The sequence below is a fragment of the Pseudoalteromonas sp. SR45-1 genome (assembly GCF_014163655.1).
In the GTDB taxonomy this organism is placed as follows: Bacteria; Pseudomonadota; Gammaproteobacteria; order Enterobacterales; family Alteromonadaceae; genus Pseudoalteromonas; species Pseudoalteromonas distincta.
The window spans coordinates 118,670-136,451 of sequence record NZ_JACJDR010000011.1; the positions used below are offsets into that span (position 1 = coordinate 118,670).

The 17,782-nt window shown below is 39.3% G+C and carries 20 protein-coding genes; 10 read left to right on the forward strand and 10 right to left on the reverse strand.

Annotated features, from left to right (window positions below; genetic code table 11):
• Nucleotides 1-40 precede the first annotated feature (40 nt).
• Nucleotides 41-730: a transporter substrate-binding domain-containing protein gene (locus H5089_RS12770; protein ID WP_002959026.1), complete on the reverse strand. Its 690-nt coding sequence runs from the start codon at nt 728-730 to the stop codon at nt 41-43.
• Between the two features lie 129 nt (nt 731-859).
• Entirely contained in the window at nt 860-1,969 is a 1,110-nt protein-coding gene (locus tag H5089_RS12775; RefSeq protein ID WP_024605708.1) for an arginase family protein, read from the reverse strand.
• Nucleotides 1,970-2,423: 454 nt separating this feature from the next.
• Here H5089_RS12775 and udp point away from each other — a divergent pair, with 454 nt between their 5' ends.
• Entirely contained in the window at nt 2,424-3,179 is a 756-nt protein-coding gene (gene udp, locus H5089_RS12780) for a uridine phosphorylase (protein WP_182712342.1), read from the forward strand.
• 94 nt (nt 3,180-3,273) lie between these two features.
• Here the strand turns inward: udp and cdd are convergent, their stop codons facing one another.
• Both cdd and ppc read right to left on the reverse strand, forming a co-directional pair.
• A complete protein-coding gene (gene cdd, locus H5089_RS12785; RefSeq protein ID WP_182712343.1) occupies nt 3,274-4,200 on the reverse strand; it encodes a cytidine deaminase in 927 nt (308 codons plus the stop codon).
• Nucleotides 4,201-4,336: 136 nt separating this feature from the next.
• A complete protein-coding gene (gene ppc / locus H5089_RS12790; RefSeq protein ID WP_002959021.1) occupies nt 4,337-6,982 on the reverse strand; it encodes a phosphoenolpyruvate carboxylase in 2,646 nt (881 codons plus the stop codon).
• Nucleotides 6,983-7,102: 120 nt separating this feature from the next.
• Between ppc and H5089_RS12795 the strand changes: the two genes are divergently transcribed.
• The 5 genes from H5089_RS12795 (at nt 7,103) to H5089_RS12815 (ending at nt 10,934) form a co-directional block, all read left to right on the forward strand.
• The gene (locus tag H5089_RS12795; protein WP_024594554.1) at nt 7,103-7,501 is read left to right on the forward strand and encodes a thiol-disulfide oxidoreductase DCC family protein; all 399 of its coding nucleotides are present in this window, start codon (nt 7,103-7,105) and stop codon (nt 7,499-7,501) included.
• Complete coding sequence (locus tag H5089_RS12800) at nt 7,498-8,220, forward strand: SDR family NAD(P)-dependent oxidoreductase (RefSeq protein WP_182681591.1); 723 nt, start codon at nt 7,498-7,500, stop codon at nt 8,218-8,220. Before H5089_RS12795 ends, H5089_RS12800 begins: the two co-directional genes overlap by 4 nt.
• A 9-nt stretch (nt 8,221-8,229) precedes the next feature.
• Nucleotides 8,230-8,838: a flavin reductase family protein gene (locus tag H5089_RS12805; RefSeq protein WP_007375568.1), complete on the forward strand. Its 609-nt coding sequence runs from the start codon at nt 8,230-8,232 to the stop codon at nt 8,836-8,838.
• Nucleotides 8,839-8,939: 101 nt separating this feature from the next.
• On the forward strand, nt 8,940-10,160 hold the full coding sequence (locus H5089_RS12810) for a Xaa-Pro peptidase family protein (RefSeq protein ID WP_182695192.1): 1,221 nt from the start codon (nt 8,940-8,942) through the stop codon (nt 10,158-10,160).
• A 114-nt stretch (nt 10,161-10,274) separates the two neighbouring features.
• Entirely contained in the window at nt 10,275-10,934 is a 660-nt protein-coding gene (locus tag H5089_RS12815) for a DsbA family oxidoreductase (protein ID WP_182712344.1), read from the forward strand.
• A gap of 113 nt (nt 10,935-11,047) precedes the next feature.
• Here H5089_RS12815 and H5089_RS12820 read toward each other — a convergent pair whose 3' ends face one another.
• On the reverse strand, nt 11,048-11,536 hold the full coding sequence (locus tag H5089_RS12820; protein WP_310734701.1) for an immunity 49 family protein: 489 nt from the start codon (nt 11,534-11,536) through the stop codon (nt 11,048-11,050).
• A 38-nt stretch (nt 11,537-11,574) separates the two neighbouring features.
• Here H5089_RS12820 and H5089_RS12825 point away from each other — a divergent pair, with 38 nt between their 5' ends.
• A complete protein-coding gene (locus H5089_RS12825; RefSeq protein ID WP_310735810.1) occupies nt 11,575-11,898 on the forward strand; it encodes an endonuclease V in 324 nt (107 codons plus the stop codon).
• A gap of 14 nt (nt 11,899-11,912) precedes the next feature.
• Here H5089_RS12825 and H5089_RS12830 read toward each other — a convergent pair whose 3' ends face one another.
• Nucleotides 11,913-12,809, reverse strand: a complete 897-nt coding sequence (locus H5089_RS12830; protein ID WP_182712345.1) for a hypothetical protein — start codon at nt 12,807-12,809, stop codon at nt 11,913-11,915.
• Nucleotides 12,809-13,072, reverse strand: a complete 264-nt coding sequence (locus H5089_RS20490; protein WP_182194830.1) for a YwqJ-related putative deaminase — start codon at nt 13,070-13,072, stop codon at nt 12,809-12,811. Before H5089_RS20490 ends, H5089_RS12830 begins: the two co-directional genes overlap by 1 nt.
• A gap of 88 nt (nt 13,073-13,160) precedes the next feature.
• On the opposite strand from H5089_RS20490, the gene H5089_RS12840 reads away from it, so the two are divergent.
• Nucleotides 13,161-13,820 (forward strand): DsbA family oxidoreductase, encoded by a 660-nt coding sequence (locus tag H5089_RS12840; protein ID WP_182712346.1) that lies wholly within the window; start codon nt 13,161-13,163, stop codon nt 13,818-13,820.
• Between the two features lie 56 nt (nt 13,821-13,876).
• Here the strand turns inward: H5089_RS12840 and H5089_RS12845 are convergent, their stop codons facing one another.
• On the reverse strand, nt 13,877-14,734 hold the full coding sequence (locus H5089_RS12845; RefSeq protein ID WP_182712347.1) for an immunity 49 family protein: 858 nt from the start codon (nt 14,732-14,734) through the stop codon (nt 13,877-13,879).
• A gap of 982 nt (nt 14,735-15,716) precedes the next feature.
• Here H5089_RS12845 and H5089_RS12850 point away from each other — a divergent pair.
• Both H5089_RS12850 and H5089_RS12855 read left to right on the forward strand, forming a co-directional pair.
• Entirely contained in the window at nt 15,717-16,448 is a 732-nt protein-coding gene (locus H5089_RS12850) for a MauE/DoxX family redox-associated membrane protein (RefSeq protein WP_154902917.1), read from the forward strand.
• Nucleotides 16,449-16,555: 107 nt separating this feature from the next.
• Nucleotides 16,556-16,900 (forward strand): TonB family protein, encoded by a 345-nt coding sequence (locus H5089_RS12855; protein ID WP_165742555.1) that lies wholly within the window; start codon nt 16,556-16,558, stop codon nt 16,898-16,900.
• 67 nt (nt 16,901-16,967) lie between these two features.
• Here the strand turns inward: H5089_RS12855 and H5089_RS12860 are convergent, their stop codons facing one another.
• On the reverse strand, nt 16,968-17,246 hold the full coding sequence (locus tag H5089_RS12860; RefSeq protein ID WP_004588770.1) for a peptidylprolyl isomerase: 279 nt from the start codon (nt 17,244-17,246) through the stop codon (nt 16,968-16,970).
• A gap of 87 nt (nt 17,247-17,333) precedes the next feature.
• Nucleotides 17,334-17,756, reverse strand: coding sequence for a thiol-disulfide oxidoreductase DCC family protein (locus H5089_RS12865; RefSeq protein WP_165742556.1), 423 nt, complete (start codon nt 17,754-17,756; stop codon nt 17,334-17,336).
• Between the last annotated feature and the right edge of the window lie 26 nt (nt 17,757-17,782).

A 17,782-nucleotide genomic window follows, 5' to 3' on the forward strand; every position in this document is an offset into this window, starting at 1 on the left:
TTTCAATTATTTAAGAGGTAAAACAGTGAGTTTAAAGTGCTTAAATTTTATTAAAGGCAACTTTTAATTGAGAAACTAAAGCCGGATCCATATTTATATTACAGGCAAAAAATAACGGAGACTGAGTTGTGTTTAAATCAAGTAATGGTTCTAGTAACTCAAGCTTAGGCTCTGTTTTAACTCGATAGTTAAATTGCTTTTTGTTGAGGATAACAAAATCAAGTATATGGTGACGAGTGCTTATGAGTTTATCTATTTTATCTAGGCTATCGATGAGTAATAAATGCTTGCTTTCACTAAAGCCCCTTTCAAGCAAATAATGATGACTAAAGTTATCACGCAGTACTGCTATTTTGTATTTTTTAGCATCATTGAGTGTGTTTAACTTTATACCTCTGGATTTTAGACCATAAATGGCAGAGTCAAAGCTTTCCAGTTCGCCTACCCAGTTAAACTTACTTTCTCTATTAGGTAATCGAACAATCGAAAATATACAGGTGTTTTTATCGCGTAGCGCTGCATTGTAGGATATGGCCCAACTATGCGCCAACATAGTGTAGTTTATACCTGTACCTTCTAGCGCTTTATGAACTTTTTCGACAGAGCGGCCAACGAGTTTGTTATCTTCATTAATATACTGAAAGTCCGGAAATACTTCCGTTACTATTGTAATTTCAGCTGCATCAACTTTAATACAGCTAATGAACAATAAAAAGATCAACAATTTCATCTAGCGAGGCCTCAACTAACTCATTATATGTATTTAATAAATATAGCTGAGGCTTTATGAACTGCTAGTTTTTAGTCATGTGATGCACACTTATACGCTGATAGTGCTAGTATTTATAGCTTCTACAGCTTACTTGTTCATTGCACTAATTAAAAAGGCTGAAATTTTAGCGCCTTCTCTAAGTGTCGTTTCTGAGCTTGATTGGCCAACTAAAGAGCTGTCGGTAAATGGCGCTATCTCCATCATATCTGCACCCGTAATAGGAAACTCATCCGCAATGGCTGATAAAATATCAAGCGCATGCTGAGGCGTTAAACCGTGATGCTCTGGCGTACCTGTGGCAGATGCAAACTCTGCATCAAGTGCATCAATATCAAAGCTTACGTATATTTCATCAACGTTATCGGCTTTTAACTGTGCAATAGCGTCGGCAGCAACCGCTGCTGCGCCGCGTTCAATGATTTCATGTGCCCAGTGCTGTTTAACACCAAAAGTATTTTCCCAATGCGCTTTAGGCTTGCCACTTGAGCGTATACCAAATTGTATTAAATGATGCGGCGCCGGTAAAAACTCTAATATATGTGTACACCACGAGCCAAAACATAAATCAATACCTAAGCGCTCCACAAGTAAATCGGTATGCGCGTCAAAGTGAATAATAGCCGTGCGCTTACCTTGCTCACGTTTTGCTTTTAAGTACGCTTTAGTAAGTGGGTAACTAATTGAGTGATCGCCACCAATACCAAATAATCCCTTATCTTTAAACGTTGCGTAAAAACTGTCGCATACATCCTCAGTGATTGATAACGGGCTTACGTAATAGTCGTTATCTTCATCACCATATAAGGCTTTTTGGCAATTAGAAATGGTTGCATCATTTAGGTATTTGTCATGAAGTAAATGTGGGATCACACGTACATCACCCAAATCAAACGAATGACACTGCGGTTGCTGATCAATTAATGCTGAGCGTACAAACAGTGGCCCCCAGTTTGCGCCGCGTAATATCCCACCGCCACAGTCTGAACTAATACCTAACATAACGGCTTTATGTGGTGAGTTTGGTAATTCGTTTAAAGACTCGCGCCACAAGTTATCAACGTTTTCAGTTTGTCCGTAAAGTTTATTACGCAGTGCGGCTTTGCGCTCTTTTGCAGTATTTACTGTGTATACGCCATCGCCCGGTGCGCACAAACAGTGCTCAACTTTGTTTTTAAATGCTTCAAATTGTGTGCTCATAATAAACTCCTTCGGTTTTTATTCTGTACGTAGCTAATTACTTTTGATTAGTTATGCAAAATCACTAAAAATGCCTAAACTTCAAATAAATGCCACTTTGCTAAATAAGTCAGTGCTTAATATAAGTAAACACGTTAGTTTTTACGTCTTCACTACAAGATTAAATCATTGAATTTATTTGATATTAATGAAAATTTGTAATCATTCATTTAATCGTAGTTACGCGCTTGAGTGATACTTATTATGTCTGCTTGAACATGTCAACAGCGCAACAAGGCTACGTATATAAGTACTTGAGTGAATATTCATAGTTGGTGAATAAATCAAATTAGCCCTTAAAATTATTAAGGCTTTATTGGAAGAGTTAAGATAAAACGGACAATCGTCCTGTACTTGATAAACGTTTCTAGCAATCATGCTAGATTGACAACAAATTATTATAAAAGGCTTAGCTATGGAAAAGGTATTTCACTTAGGACTATGTATTGACGATCTTAAAGGTGCAAAACTTGCGATTGTACCGGGCGATCCAGATCGTGCAGCACGTATTTCACAATTCCTAGACAACCCAACCTGCCTTGCTCAAACTCGCGAGTTTCATGTTTATTTAGGTCAATTAAACGGCCACTCTGTGGTTGTATGTTCTACAGGTATTGGTGGTCCATCTACGTCGATTGCAGTAGAAGAATTAGCACAACTTGGCGTGCGTAAATTTTTACGTATTGGTACAACCGGTGCAATTCAGCCACACATTAACGAAGGCGAAATTTTAATTAGCCAAGCGTCTGTACGTTTAGACGGTGCAAGCCAACATTTTGCACCACTTAGCTACCCTGCTGTATCTGACTTTTATGCAACACAAGCTATGGTACAAGCATGTAAAAACCTAAATATCGATTTTCATATTGGTATTACTGCATCAAGCGATACATTCTACCCAGGGCAAGAGCGTTACGATACGCACTCTGGTTACGTTCCTAAATCACTACAAGGTAGCTGCGAAGAGTGGAAAAAATTGGGCGTGATGAACTACGAAATGGAATCGGCAACATTATTTACTATGTGTGCAGCCCTTGGATTACAAGCAGCATGTGTAGCAGGCGTACTTGTTAATCGTACTCGCCAAGAAATACCAAATGTAGACCACGGTGAAATTGAGCGTAAATCTGTAGCAGTAGTATTAGAAGCAGCTAAAGTATTACTTGATTAATACAGGTTATAGCAGTCAGTGAGTGAGTTAATTCGATAGAATGGCTCGCTTTAATAAAGCACAGCTCCGGCTGTGCTTTATTGTATGCAAGCCACTATTTAAGTGGTGCGCTAATTACTTTAAGTGCTGGTAAATGCGTAAAACTGGCAAGTACAGCTTTTGCCACTTGCGACTGGTTTTCACGACCCGCTGTTTCGAGCAATGTTATTCCCTTCACCGTACTTTCGTTAAAGCTAAGCCCAGCTAAAAAGAACTGACTTAGTGCACTTTGTAGTGGCGATAAACTTGGACTGTAAGCTGCATTTTCGGCGTAACTTCCGTAAAAATCACCATCACTAAATGTACTTATTTTTACGGCGCTAAAGTTTTGGCTGTAAGGCACGTACGCATTAAGTGCAAAACGCGCAAGGGTTTCATCAAGGCCATCAAAGCTAAAATTACCTTGCTGTGGTTTTGGGTTAAACAAGCTAAATTCGTTACCTAAATCGGTAGGTCCAAATGAATGCGGCAGTAATTCAGCAAGTTTAAATTGCTGATCAGGAAGTAAAATATCAAACTCTTTCGCATCAGCTAGTTCGTTCATAAACTGGCGACAATACCCACAAGGCGCATCGCTAATCGCAATTTTAACTATTTTTTTAGCGCCGTTTAACCATGCGTTATTTATAGCCGATTGCTCTGCATGAACCACTAAACTCAATGCTTGATGATCAAACTCTACATTCGCACCAAAGTAAAAGTTTACCTCACCCTTTTCATCAAGCGCTTTAACAATTGCGCCTACATGAAAATCTGACACTGGCGCAACGGCATACTCAGAAGCTAAAGGTACTAAACCTTGTAGTAATACATCATCAGACACATTGAGTTGCGCGCATAACGCTTTAATATTATTAGAATTTAATATGCCACGTTGTGATTTTAATTGACTACGTAATGACGCTGTTTGCGCTACGCTTAATGTGAAGTGCGAATTTGTAAGTGCTGTATCTTGCTGTACAGTAAAAGTTGCTGAAGCCATAATATTTTTTAATTATTCAATGGCTAAGTAGTTTAAAAGGTTAGGATGTTAAATACCAGCCTATTTAACGCAAAAAAAGGGAGCACATCGCGTGCTCCCTTTTAATACCAATAGGTATACCTAACAAAATAAAGTGTTAGCCGGTATTACGCATACCTGCAGCTATACCTGTCATCGTGATCATTAACGCATTATCAATGTCACCTTCGTTTCGTTTTTCCTCTGAGCGAGCACGGCGTAAAAGCTCAACCTGTAATAGGTTAAGTGGATCGGTGTACGGATTACGTAAACTAATCGACTCCTTAATCCAAGGTTGTTCGGCGAGTAGGCTTTTTTGTGGGCTAAGTGATTGCACCAAGCTAATCGCTTCTTGAAGCTCTTTACGAAGTGTTACACCCAATGGTTTGTACATATCTTCCACCAGCGCATTATCGTAATGCTCACTCAACCAGCAATCGGCTTTACTAAATACCATTTCTAGCATTTCTAGGCGCGATCTAAAGAACGGCCACTGTAAGCTCATTTCGTTGAGTGTTTCTGCGCCGTACTTATTAAGCGCAGCTTTTAAGCCAGTTAACGCACCTAACCATGCAGGAAGCATTAAACGGTTTTGGCTCCACGCAAAAATCCATGGAATAGCACGCAGGCTTTCAACGCCACCATTAGGATTACGTTTTGCAGGACGCGAGCCAAGCGGCAACTTAGACAACTCAAGCTCAGGCGTTGCCATTCTAAAGTAAGGTACAAAGTTTTCATCGTGGCGAACTACATTACGGTAGTGTTCACACGACTCCTCACTTATTAGCTTCATTACTTCGCGCCACTGAGGTTTTGGTTCCGGCGGCGGTAATAAGTTACTTTGTAGTACTGCGCCTGCGTAAATATTTAAGCTTTGCAGTGCTACATCGGGTAAACCAAATTTAAAGCGAATCATCTCGCCTTGCTCGGTTACACGCAAACCACCTTTTAACGAACCTGGCGGTTGTGAATGCAGAGCTTGTGCAGCAGGTGCCCCACCACGCCCTACTGTGCCACCACGTCCGTGGAATAAAATAAGTTCAATACCACGCTCATCAGCAAGCTGCACTAGTTTATCCATTGCTTCGTACTGTGCCCAACCTGCTGCCATCATGCCGGCATCTTTAGCAGAATCAGAGTAACCAATCATTACATTTTGGGTGTTTTTAATGTGCCCGCGATACCAAACATTATCAAGTAATGTAGTAATTACATCACTGCCTGCGTTTAAATCGTCGAGTGTTTCAAACAATGGTGCAACTGGTAAATCAAAGCTACAGCCGCTTTCTTTTAGCAATAATTGTACTGCTAAAATATCTGATGCTGTTCGCGCCATCGAAATAATATACAAGCCAAATGTTTGTTCGTCTTGCTTAGCAATAACGTCAAAGGTGTCTAGCACTTCTTGAACATCAGGGCTTGGTTGCCAATGTTTTGGAATAAGCGGTCTGCGAGAGTTAAGTTCAGTAAGTAAAAAAGCTTGTTTATCTTGCTCTTGCCATTGGTTGTAGTCGCCTAAACCTAAATAACGAGTCAGCTCAGAAAAAACATCGCTGTGACGAGACGAGTCTTGGCGCACATCGAGTTTAGCTAAACGCAAGCCAAAGCTATTAATACGGTACAGTAAATCAAGCAATAAGCCATCAGCAACTACTTTCATATTACACTTTAATAACGAGCGGTAGCAAACCTCTACAGGGTGCTTAAGCTGATTAATATCAGTAATTAAATCTTGTGAATCGCTACGCTTATTTTTAATTTTAGCGCCCAGGTGAGCCACGGTCTCTGCAACTTGGTTTTTAAGCTTTTTGATCACCGCTCTGTATGGTTCAAAGTCTTGACCTGCCAACTCAATAAGCTCATCACTGGCATCTGACATAGAGAGTTCAGCGCATAACGTTTTTAAATCTTGAATATATAAGTTAAGCGCCATCCAACGACCGTGGTCAAGCACTTCTGCTGTAACCTGCGATGTTACAAATGGATTTCCATCACGGTCTCCACCCATCCAAGATGTGAACTCAATCGGGCTGTAATCTTTTGGTAGCTCTAAACTTAATTGCTCTTTCACATTGGCTGAAAATTCACGTAAAAAACGCGGAACAGCGTGCCAAAGACTGTTTTCGATTACCGCATAACCCCATTTAGCTTCATCAACTGGCGTTGGGCGAGAGCGACGAATGTCGTCGGTATGCCAAGCCTGGCTAATAAGCTGTTCAATACGATTTAAAATAGCATCTCTCTCTAGCGGTAAGTTATCTTTTCGCTCTAATGACGCTAAGCAATCACTTAGTTCAACATGTTTGTTAATAATAGTACGGCGCGTCACCTCGGTTGGGTGGGCGGTTAATACTAAGTTTATGTGGAGTTTTGAGAGTGTTTCGGCCAAATGATTACTATCTAGCTGGCCTTGTTCTGCTTTTGTAACTAACGTTTTTAATGTTTGAGTGAGAGGGTTTTGTTGACCAAGGCCAACGTCATTAAAACGCGAAACGGTATGAAATTGTTCTGCTACATTAGCAAGGTTTAAAAAATGATTAAATGAACGGGCAACCGGCAAAAGCTCTTCATCACTAAGCGCATGTAAAACGTCTATTAGCGCTTGTCTGTCGTCTTCATTACCACTGCGAGATGATTTAGATAAAGCCCGAATTTCTTCTACTTTATCTAAAATAGCTTGGCCTTGAGCATCCTTAATAGTTTGTCCTAGTAATTGCCCAAGTAAATTTACATTACCTCGCAAGGCGGCATATTGTTCACTCATTTCTCATTCTCCTTTGTTTCGTAGGACACTATTAATATCATCATGAAGAGAAATTTAATAGATCCATTTGCAATGTCTTGTCGTAAAAAAGTATATATAAAATAATCACAAAGCGATTACATGATCATTTTTTACGATGGAAACTGCCCTCTTTGCAGCACCGAAATGCAGCAACTAAAACACGCAGACTCTAAAAATCTAATTACGCTTGAAGATCTTAACGCGAGCGACTTTAGTGAACGCTACTCGTATATTGATAAAGACAAAGCAATGAACTACCTGCAAGCCCAAAAGCAATCAGGTGAAATGATTTACGGGCTTGATGTAACGTACGAAGCATGGAAAATAGTGGGTAAACACAGCTGGTTGAAAATTTTTCGCTTGCCAATAATTCGCTTTTTCGCTGACTGCGGATACCTGTTATTTGCTAAATATAGGCACCCCATCAGTCGCTTTTTAATGCCAAATACTCAGTGCAGTAACGGCCAATGTGGACTAAAAGCAAAAGGTGATAAATGAAAACCATTGTTTTATTCGGCGCAAGCAGTGCCATAGCAAATGCATATATAGAACATTTACAAATAAACACGCCTACTCATCAGATAGTTTGTATTAGTTCAAAAAGTATTGAATCTGACTCTAGTGTTGTCCACCTGCATACTGACTACACAAAACAAAGTTTAGTGCGCGTCACTAATTACCTAAAAGAGCAAAATGCCGATATACAACAAGTTATTATATTCAATGGTACACTGCACAACGAAACCCATATGCCCGAAAAAAAGCTGGAGGATTTAGACGCTGAGTATTTTAGCCAACTTCTCAATTCAAACACCCTAACTCCCCTACTTTGCTTGCAGAGTATTTTGCCGCTCTTAACACATAAAACGCACTGTACTATTACAGCACTCAGTGCGCGTGTGGGCAGCATTAACGACAATAAATTAGGCGGTTGGTATACGTATCGCGCCTCTAAGGCAGCTCTTAACATGCTATTTAAAACCGCAGCGATTGAGCTTTCACGCCGAGCTAAAAATACCAAGCTCGTTTTATTTCACCCAGGGACTACTGATACTGCGCTTTCAAAGCCATTTCAAAAAAACGTACCCGCTGGAAAACTCTTTACAGCTGAATTTGTAGCTAAGCAGCTTTTTACACTTACTTTTAATAACCTTCATTTAGAACTCAATGGTGAGCCTGCCTACTTAGATTGGCAAGGCAAAACCATACCGTGGTAAGGACCTTTAATGCATTTTACTAAAGAACGCATAAACGCACTTGAAAAACACACTCGTACTCATTTAATTAATTCGCTTTCGGGTTTTAAAAGCGCCAACTTAATTGGCACGCAAGACAAACAAGGCAATACTAATCTCGCCATTGTTAGCTCTGTTATTCATTTAGGTGCTCACCCGCCGCTAGTTGGCATGATAATGCGCCCAAATAGCGTGCCTCGACATACGTTCGAAAACATAATCGAAACCGGTAGTTACACCATTAACCAGGTTAATAAAGCTATTTATAAGCAAGCTCATCAAACATCAGCCCGCTACGACAAAGGCGAGTCAGAATTTGCAGCGACAGGTTTAACGCCCGAATATTTAAATGACTTTGCAGCGCCTTTTGTTAAAGAAAGCCGCTTAAAGTACTCGGTTAAATTTGTAGAAAACCAACATTTAGCCATCAATGGCACAGAGCTTGTAATCGGTGAAATCACTGATGTGTATTTAGATGAAGTAGCACTTCAAAGTGATGGCTTTTTAGATTTACAGGCTATTGAAACGGTGGCAGTAACCGGGCTTGATAGCTACCACACAAGTAATAAACTCACGCGTTTACCTTACGCTAAAAAATAATATGCCATTTTAAGAGGCTATAAACTAATAGCCTCTTATCGCATAACATTGAATTTTACCTTGGTATTAATCACACTAGCTAAAAATCCAAGGAGAAAAATATGACCACCATCGGTATTGGTACACAATCAAGCGAGCAAGCGCTGGCAAGCCTAAGTAACATGACGCAAACGCTGACCCCTATCGCAGCTGACGAACATTTAGAGCGCATAGCCAAGGCTCAAGCGTATATGCTAGCAAACAACATAGATGCAATTTATTTAAACGCTGGCACCAACCTTACCTACTTTACAGGCATGAAATGGTACGCGAGCGAACGTATGGTTGGCGCGATATTACCCGCCCTTGGTGAAGTACAATACATTGCGCCTTATTTCGAAATTGGTTCACTAAACGGGTTTAAAGTAATAGATGGGCCTATTCATGGGTGGCAAGAGCACGAAAATCCTTATGCACTTTTTGTCGAAGTATTAAAAAAGTTAAACATTAATGAAAACGCAACCATTGGCATTGATGAAAGCGCACAATTTTTTATATTCGACGGCATTAATAAAGCACAAACGGGTTTAACCCTCATAAATGCACAACCTGTAACGGCGCATTGCCGTATGCATAAATCAGTTCATGAACTTAGCTTAATGCAACGCGCGATGGACATGACCTTAGCCGTACATCAAGCCACAGCAAGTATGCTTTATGAGGGAATAACCACCACCGAAGTAGAAGCCTTTATTAAGAAAGCACACCAAAAAGTAGGCGCGCCAGGTAACTATTTTTGTATTGTTTTATTTGGTGTTGCAACGTCTTTCCCGCACGGTGTTAAAGATGCCCAAATACTTAAAAAAGGCGATATGGTACTAATTGATACCGGCTGTAAAGTACACGATTACCTATCAGATATAACCCGTACCTATGTATTTGGCGAACCAACAATGCGCCAACGTATGTTTTGGGATCATGAAAAAGCAGCGCAAATGGCGGCATTTAATGCAGCTAAAATTGGTGCTACGTGCGAAGACGTAGACGCGGGCGCCCGTAACTATTTAGCGGCGCAAGGGCTAGGCCCGCAATACCAAACACCGGGTTGCCCACACCGAACTGGCCACGGCATTGGGCTAGACATTCATGAATGGCCATACTTAGTTGGCGGTGATAAAACCCCACTTGCCCCAGGCATGTGCTTTAGTAACGAACCAATGTTAGTTATACCCGATGAATTTGGCGTACGCTTAGAAGATCATTTTTACATGACCGACAACGGCCCTCATTGGTTTACACAACCAAGTTATAGTATTGACGACCCATTCGGGCTTAACGCTTAAAACTGAATACCTTCAAGAGCAGCTGCTTAGCTGCTCTTTTTAGTTTGGTATTGATAAAGTGCAGTTCATCCCAATATCCCCTGTTATACCAAAGCAATCCTCAAAAGGATAAATATGAAAAACTTTAAAATTGATATCGTTTCAGACGTAATGTGCCCTTGGTGTGTAGTGGGTTATAAAAACCTAGAAACTGCACTAGAGCAACTCAAAGACGAAATGAGCGCAGATATTACGTGGCATCCTTTTGAACTAAATCCAGATATGCCAATTGAAGGTCAAGACTTAAACGAACACTTAATGCAAAAGTACAACCTAACTGAAGAGCAAGGCGACGAAAATCGTAAAAACATGTTCGAAGCCGGTCAGCGTGCTGGGTTTACCTTTAATTTTGATGGCAAACGCATCATGATCAACAGCTTTGATTTGCATCGTTTATTAATGTGGGCACGTGAAGAAGGTAAGCAAACGAAGCTAAAACTCGCCTTTTTTGAAGCGCACTTCACTGATTTAAAATACTTAAATCAAGAAGAAGCACTGCTCGACGTTGTTGAAAAAGTAGGTCTTGATAAAGAAACTGCGCGCGGTATCCTACATTCAGACAAATACGTACAAGACGTACGCCAAGAGCAAGACAACTTTAAACAGATGGGTATTACGTCAGTACCTACGTTTATCATAAACGATAAGTATGCACTTACTGGCGGACAACCAAGCGACTCATTCATTCAAGCACTAAAACAAATTAGTGAAGAAGAAGCGAAGCAAGAAGCTTAGTTAGCTAGGAAAAATTAAAGGCTGCAATATGCAGCCTCTTAGCCTAGTTTAAATAAATGGTTATACACCGCAATCCGCCTTATACAATTAACTCGTAGCCAAACGAGGCTGATTTAAGCATATTCAAACTCTTTATAAATCAGCCACTTTGGAAGGTAGGGAGTGTCGGGCACTTGCCAACCATGTTTATCATAGGCAAGGCTAGCCACTGCGCTTATTAGCAGAGCTACATCGCCTTCCCACGTAACTGCGCCCTCTGGTGGATCATTGTAGAATGTATAATGTAATTCAATAGCCTTATAGATTGCCCGTTTATAATGAGCTTCATCGTTTGATAAAAGCGCTACCCAAACATCCAAATAAGGCAAGAAAAGCTTGTTCACATAAGGCGCTCTAAATTCATCAACATGCTCAGGGCCTGATTTCTCCATTACTTCACGCAATAACTCAGTTTGGTCCATATCTTGTACAAAAATATTGCGCACAAAATTAAACAGCGCAACGTTAAACGGCTCGTTAAACTCCAACCAATCTTCTTCGCACCGACAGATTAACTTAGCCGTATCAGTATCTCTTAAGCAAAGCGCTAAACTCAATTGCACTAACCAATTATCAACAAACCAGCAGGGTCAGGTCTTGTATCTTAGGTGTCACCTTAGATATACCCACCATAGGCTGTGGCAAGAGCAAGTTATTAGGTGAGTTTAAAGAACTTGCAAAACACCGTGGCTCAACGTCTGATTTAATAGATGACAACAAGATTATTGGCAAAGTGCTACGTACGCAAGATAATATCAAACCTGTTTATGTATCCATTGGCCATAAAGTATCACTAGATACTGCAGTTGAGTGGATATTAAAACTAGCGTCTAAATATCGACTCCCAGAAACCACTCGTCAAGCAGACCAATTGGTTAATAAAACTTTAAAAGAACATAGAGAAAAGACTTATGAAAAACCATAAGTCTCACATACTCATTAATAAGTTTTATTTTCGTATGAAATATTTACCTTCTTAAAATTATCATTTCGAAAAGCAATGACTTCATCTAGCGTTAAATTAACTAAATGGTGAAAGTTTAGTTCTTCTAGCTCCAGCCAAGCATGTTTGTTAAGCCCATATAAAATATTCCTGCTAATATTTGAGACAAAAAGCGTATTAACTGGGAATTCTAACAGCGACGGCAGTAATTCTGTAAATTTTATATCCGTTACGTCTTGTAAGCTAAGTTCTATAACATTATCAGAAGGCAATTTTTTTATATCGTTAAAGCTAGTAATTTTTAGCGGTGAATTACCAACAGCAGCATTCAAACAAAAAATATCGTCAATACTTTTATAGATATATATACCACGAAGCCTGTTTTCTTTACTAAAAGCTAACTTTAAACTTCTTTTATCCTCTGATTGAAACCTAGCTTCATAATAAGATAACACTGAAGGCTCATTCCATTCATATTCATACTGAATAGGGCCAACGTCATAAAATAATTCAGAGTAGCAATCATGTTTTTGAAAGTGTTGTGCTATTGCATCAGCAATCCATCCATTAACGATGCAGCGTACATCACACACCCAACCGTAAGCAGTCTCATATACAACACCATTGAAAGGTTTGCCTTTGTGAACAAGCTGAAAATTTCCATCCCATTCTTGATCAATGGCTGCATCTAAAAGCTCAAGCCCTTTAATGTCTATAAAAGGAAAATCGTAATCACCCAATATTTGACCATTAAAAAATTGCTTTTTGCTAACAACAATCCCCCTTTCAGCGAAAATAGCCACGCCCGTAAAGGGCGCTCCTTTGAAAAAGTAGGTATTATCTTGATTCACTAGCGCATCAAACACAACAAGTGGTGGAGCTTCACATTTCATTAATCAACTCTTCCTGTAAGAATTTCAAACTTTTGTAATATACCAGAACAATTCATACAAGCAGGGAAATTTGTTCCTGCGTCATCGCCTTTTAACCTCACAGTTGCAATCGAAATATCTGAAAAGCTAACTGTGGGGTTTTCTTTTAATATTTTATTTACTGATCGAACTTCAGCATGAAGCCCAGGTGCACCAGCTCTTCCATGAGGTATTTGAATTTTATGTTTATAAGCAAAATCTAAATATGATTCTATTTCTGTAATTAATCGTGCACACCAGCTGGGTCAGGTCTTGTATCTTGCCTTTTACTACAAAACGCAAGAAGAAAGACCTGACCCTATTATTTTCAATATGAAAAACTTTAAAATTGATATCGTTTCAGACGTAATGTGCCCTTGGTGTGTAGTGGGTTATAAAAACCTAGAAACTGCACTAGAGCAACTTAAAGACGAGATGAGTGCAGATATTACGTGGCATCCTTTTGAGCTAAATCCTGACATGCCGCTTGAAGGTCAAAATTTAAACGAGCACCTAATGCAAAAGTACAACCTAAGCGAAGAGCAAGGCGATGAAAATCGTAAAAACATGTTCGAAGCAGGTCAGCGTGCCGGGTTTACCTTTAATTTTGATGGTGAGCGCATCATGATCAACAGCTTTGATTTACACCGCCTACTTACTTGGGCGCGTGAAGAAGATAAGCAAACCGAATTAAAGCTTGCCATGTTTGAAGCACACTTCACCGATTTAAAATACTTAAATCAAGAAGAGGCACTGCTTGATGTAGTAGAAAGTGTTGGCCTTGATAAAGAACAGGCCCGCAGTATTTTACACTCAGATAAATACGTTCAAACAGTACGACAAGAGCAAGACCGCTTTAAGCAACTCGGTATTACCTCAGTCCCTACATTTATTATCAACGATAAATATGCAATCAGTGGCGGACAACCAAGCGACTCGTTTATTCAGGCACTAAAACAAATTAGTGAAGAAGAGGCTAAGCAAGACGCTTAGTTAGCTAGCAAAATTAAAGGCTGCAATATGCAGCCTCGTAGCCAAACAATGCTAATTTAAGCATTTTCAAACTCTTTATAAATTAGCCACTTTGGCAGGTAAGGGGTGTCGGGCACTTGCCAACCATGTTTATCATAGGCAAGGCTAGCCACTGCGCTTATTAGCAGAGCTACATCGCCTGTCCACGTAACTGCGCCCTCAGGTGGGTCATTGTAGAATGTATAATGTAATTCAATAGCCTTGTAGATTGCCCGTTTATAATGAGCTTCATCGTTTGATAAAAGCGCTACCCACACATCCAAATAAGGCAAGAAAAGCATGTTCACATAAGGCGCTCTAAATTCATCAACATGCTCAGGGCCTGATTTTTCCTTTACCTCGCGTAATAACACTGTTTGGTCCATATCTTGTACAAAAATATTGCGCACAAAATTAAACAGCGCAACGTTAAACGGCTCGTTAAACTCCAACCAATCTTCTTCGCATCGACAGATTAGCTCAGTCGCATCAGCATCTCTTAAACACAGGGCTAAACTTAATTGCAGTAACCAATCATCAACCATGATTAAGCGATGTTCAGCACGACCTTCTAAGCGAAATACGTGATCTTTTAAAGTAAAAATATGGCGCTGCCCGGGGTTTGACACTAAATTATAATGCGCATGCAATAAATCTAGGCCAAAGCGCATAATAGGCACGCCCTCAAGCCCTTTTTCTGCTTTTTGTGCAGTAAAGCTAACACGTATACAACTCATTGCATCTGAACTTAACCGTGCTTGAGGTGCCTTGTAAAATGATGGTTCCTTCTCCAAGTAACGAAACCATTTGTCCTCATAGCGTTCTAAATGAATTTGAAAAGCATTTTGCAAATTCACTAATTTATAATGGTCATTGTGGTACTTTAAATGGCTCATAACTTGATACTTCCAATGGTGTAATTTGTCACGTCAAACGTTGGTTTTAAACTACTGCCAGTTTGAAACTTCTGTTGCACTTTACGAAATTCAATGTTACCAGAATAACTATCAAATGCTTGCAAAGTGTTGCCCAAGGCTTGTGTAAATAGGGTGGTCAGGTCTTTCTTTTTGACACTATTTTACTTACACGAGAATAGTGCAATTGAAAATAGTCACCAATCTCTTTCAAAGTGTCTTGTCCTGAAATCTGTTTACACATTTCAGGACAAGACAAGTTTAAAACTAAATAAGACTGCACATTTTAGCCCTATTGGTTCTCAACTGTAATATGCACATATTCGCCGCTGTAGTTGATTAAGCAATCCTTACTAGCGCAGTAATAGAGCGCCCCTGACTTGAGTATTTCCTCCTCAGTATTTTTAATTATTAACGCGCAGCGATGCGTATTTTCGAAAGTCTTAATCGATATTTCTAAAAAGCCTATGAGGGATTTATTATTTATTGTTACCTGCTCTGTTATTAAGTTTATTTTAATAACCCTAGCCAATCGAAAATATTTATAAACTATATACAAACTGGCTAAGCAGCTAATTGGCAGTATTATCTCCCCTAACGCTAAAACGAGCCCTGCTAATATAGCGATAGCTCCTATCCCTACACCTTTAGATTTTATTAACGTGACTGTATTTTTCATAATAATAGGTAGTTGATATTGCTTATGGTTAATTTCTAATATAGGAACATATCTACTATTTGTTCCTTTGCCACAATTAACATTACACGAATAGATTTTTACACTGGCATTATAAGTGCATTATTAGCAAAGAAAATTATTACATGCTCTGTGAGATAATTTTGTGCGAATGATAGGTAAAAATTACATTTATTTAGACCCTTTTTTCAAAGCGACCAACAATGTTGAAACCTACATTTGTACTGTCTGCACAAATAAATTAACTATTTAAAGTAAGGAGTACACATGGCTAAGTCAGCAACATTATATAGAATGGCAACCGATGAACATATATGTCCGTTTGGACTCAAATCAAAAGATTTACTTAAGCGAAAGGGCTATAAGGTAGATGATAAGCCGCTGACTTCGCGCGAAGAAACCGATGCATTTCAACAAAAGCACAATGTTGATACCACACCACAAACATTTATCGATAACGAACGCATTGGCGGGTATGACGACCTGCGCACTTACTTTAATAAATCGGAGCCTGGCCAACAAGGTACTACTTATACTCCCGTAACGGCCATTTTTGCTGTTACCTTATTGCTTGCCTTTGCATTTAGCTACTCGACTGGCTTTGCACTTTTTTCTATGCATACAGTTATGCTGTTTGTCGCGTTAACAATGGGCGTACTGGCTATTCAAAAATTACGCGACTTATACAGCTTTAGTAATTCTTTTATAACCTATGATTTATTTGCGATGAAAGTAGTGAGATATGCTTATGTGTATCCATTTTTAGAAGCATTTGTAAGTATTGGCATGATTGCAGGGCTTTCAGCTTATATTGTTGCACCAATTTCTTTATTTATTGGGGGGGTTGGCGCCGTGTCGGTGATTAAGGCTGTTTACATAGACAAACGAGAGCTTAAATGTGCCTGTGTTGGCGGAGATAGTAATGTACCGCTGGGGTTTGTCTCTCTAACCGAAAACCTGTTTATGATTGCTGCGGGTATCTGGATGTTTATTAAATAACCTTAACTCAGGTTAAACAATGAGCTTGATAACTAACCAGGTTATTTTACATGACTGGTCATTTAGTGTAAAAAAAGGCTACTAACTAAATAATAAAAGGAATTAAAATGAAATACTTACTGTCTATCATTGCCGCTCTAATCATTACTGGCTGTACTACAACTCCACTTCAAGACAGTCCTACCGCAACAGTAAAATCAACAGTTCCCCCTAAATACCCTGTTGCAGAGGTGCGTAACAAAACAGAAGGTTTTGTTACCATGTCTTTTGATGTAGATAGTTATGGGCGCCCAAATAATATTAAAGTTATTAACGCTAAACCTGATCAAGTGTTTAATAGCGAAGCCAAACGTGCCCTATCTAAATGGCAATACTCACCTAAAGTTGTTAATGGTGTTGCTGTACCTGATAAAAACTTAGAAATGACAATTGAGTTTAATTTGGATAATTAATAATCGGATAAGATTATATCTTAAAGGCTGCAGTGTGCAGCCTTTTTAGTATTTGTCAGCGAGCTTATTAAGTACGATAAAGCACTTTAATTACATGCCAGCCAAATTTGGTTTTAACTAAATGTGGCTCTAAAATTGCGCCATTAAAGGCTATTTTGTCAAACTGTGGAACCATTTGCCCGCGTCTAAATTCACCTAAGTCACCGCCTTTTTTACCTGATGGGCACGACGAGTATTTTTTAGCTAAGGTTTGAAACTTGGCACCTTTACCTAATTGCTTAATAATGTCTTCTGCTATTTCTTTGTGTTTAACCAATATGTGGAGTGCGTGCGCTGTACTTGCCATTTCAAAGCCCTGATAATTTAAAACGCGGCGATTTTAGCACAGCCTCCTAAACCTAGCATCTACTTATAGCTAAGTTAACTTAGCCAATTATAAATAATGTTTTGCGTCCTCTGGGTTGGGTATTCTGCAATACTGATATTTGCCAAATAACGAATACCTATTTAAAGCAACCCTATCGTATAACCAATTATTAAACCTATTTGGCAAAATACTAAATACGTTTGCTAGTTTGTATGGGTAACCTAGCTGCTTAACAACATTAAAAAAAGCATGGCTTTGTGTAAATGCTTTACCATTTTCAACAAGCACCATTGAGGCATATTCAGTTGTTGAAAAACCAAAATGCGTTAACAGCAATTCCCCTTTTAGAGATTGCACGCTGCATAATTTAAAAATAGTATTTTTATCGTGAGCAATAATAAAATTACACCACGCGCTGCACAGCTTACATTGCGCATCAAATAAAATAACTTTTTGATTTTGCATTAATATAGCTGCATCATCGCTCATAACACCTCCCTTAAATTAAGTACTAA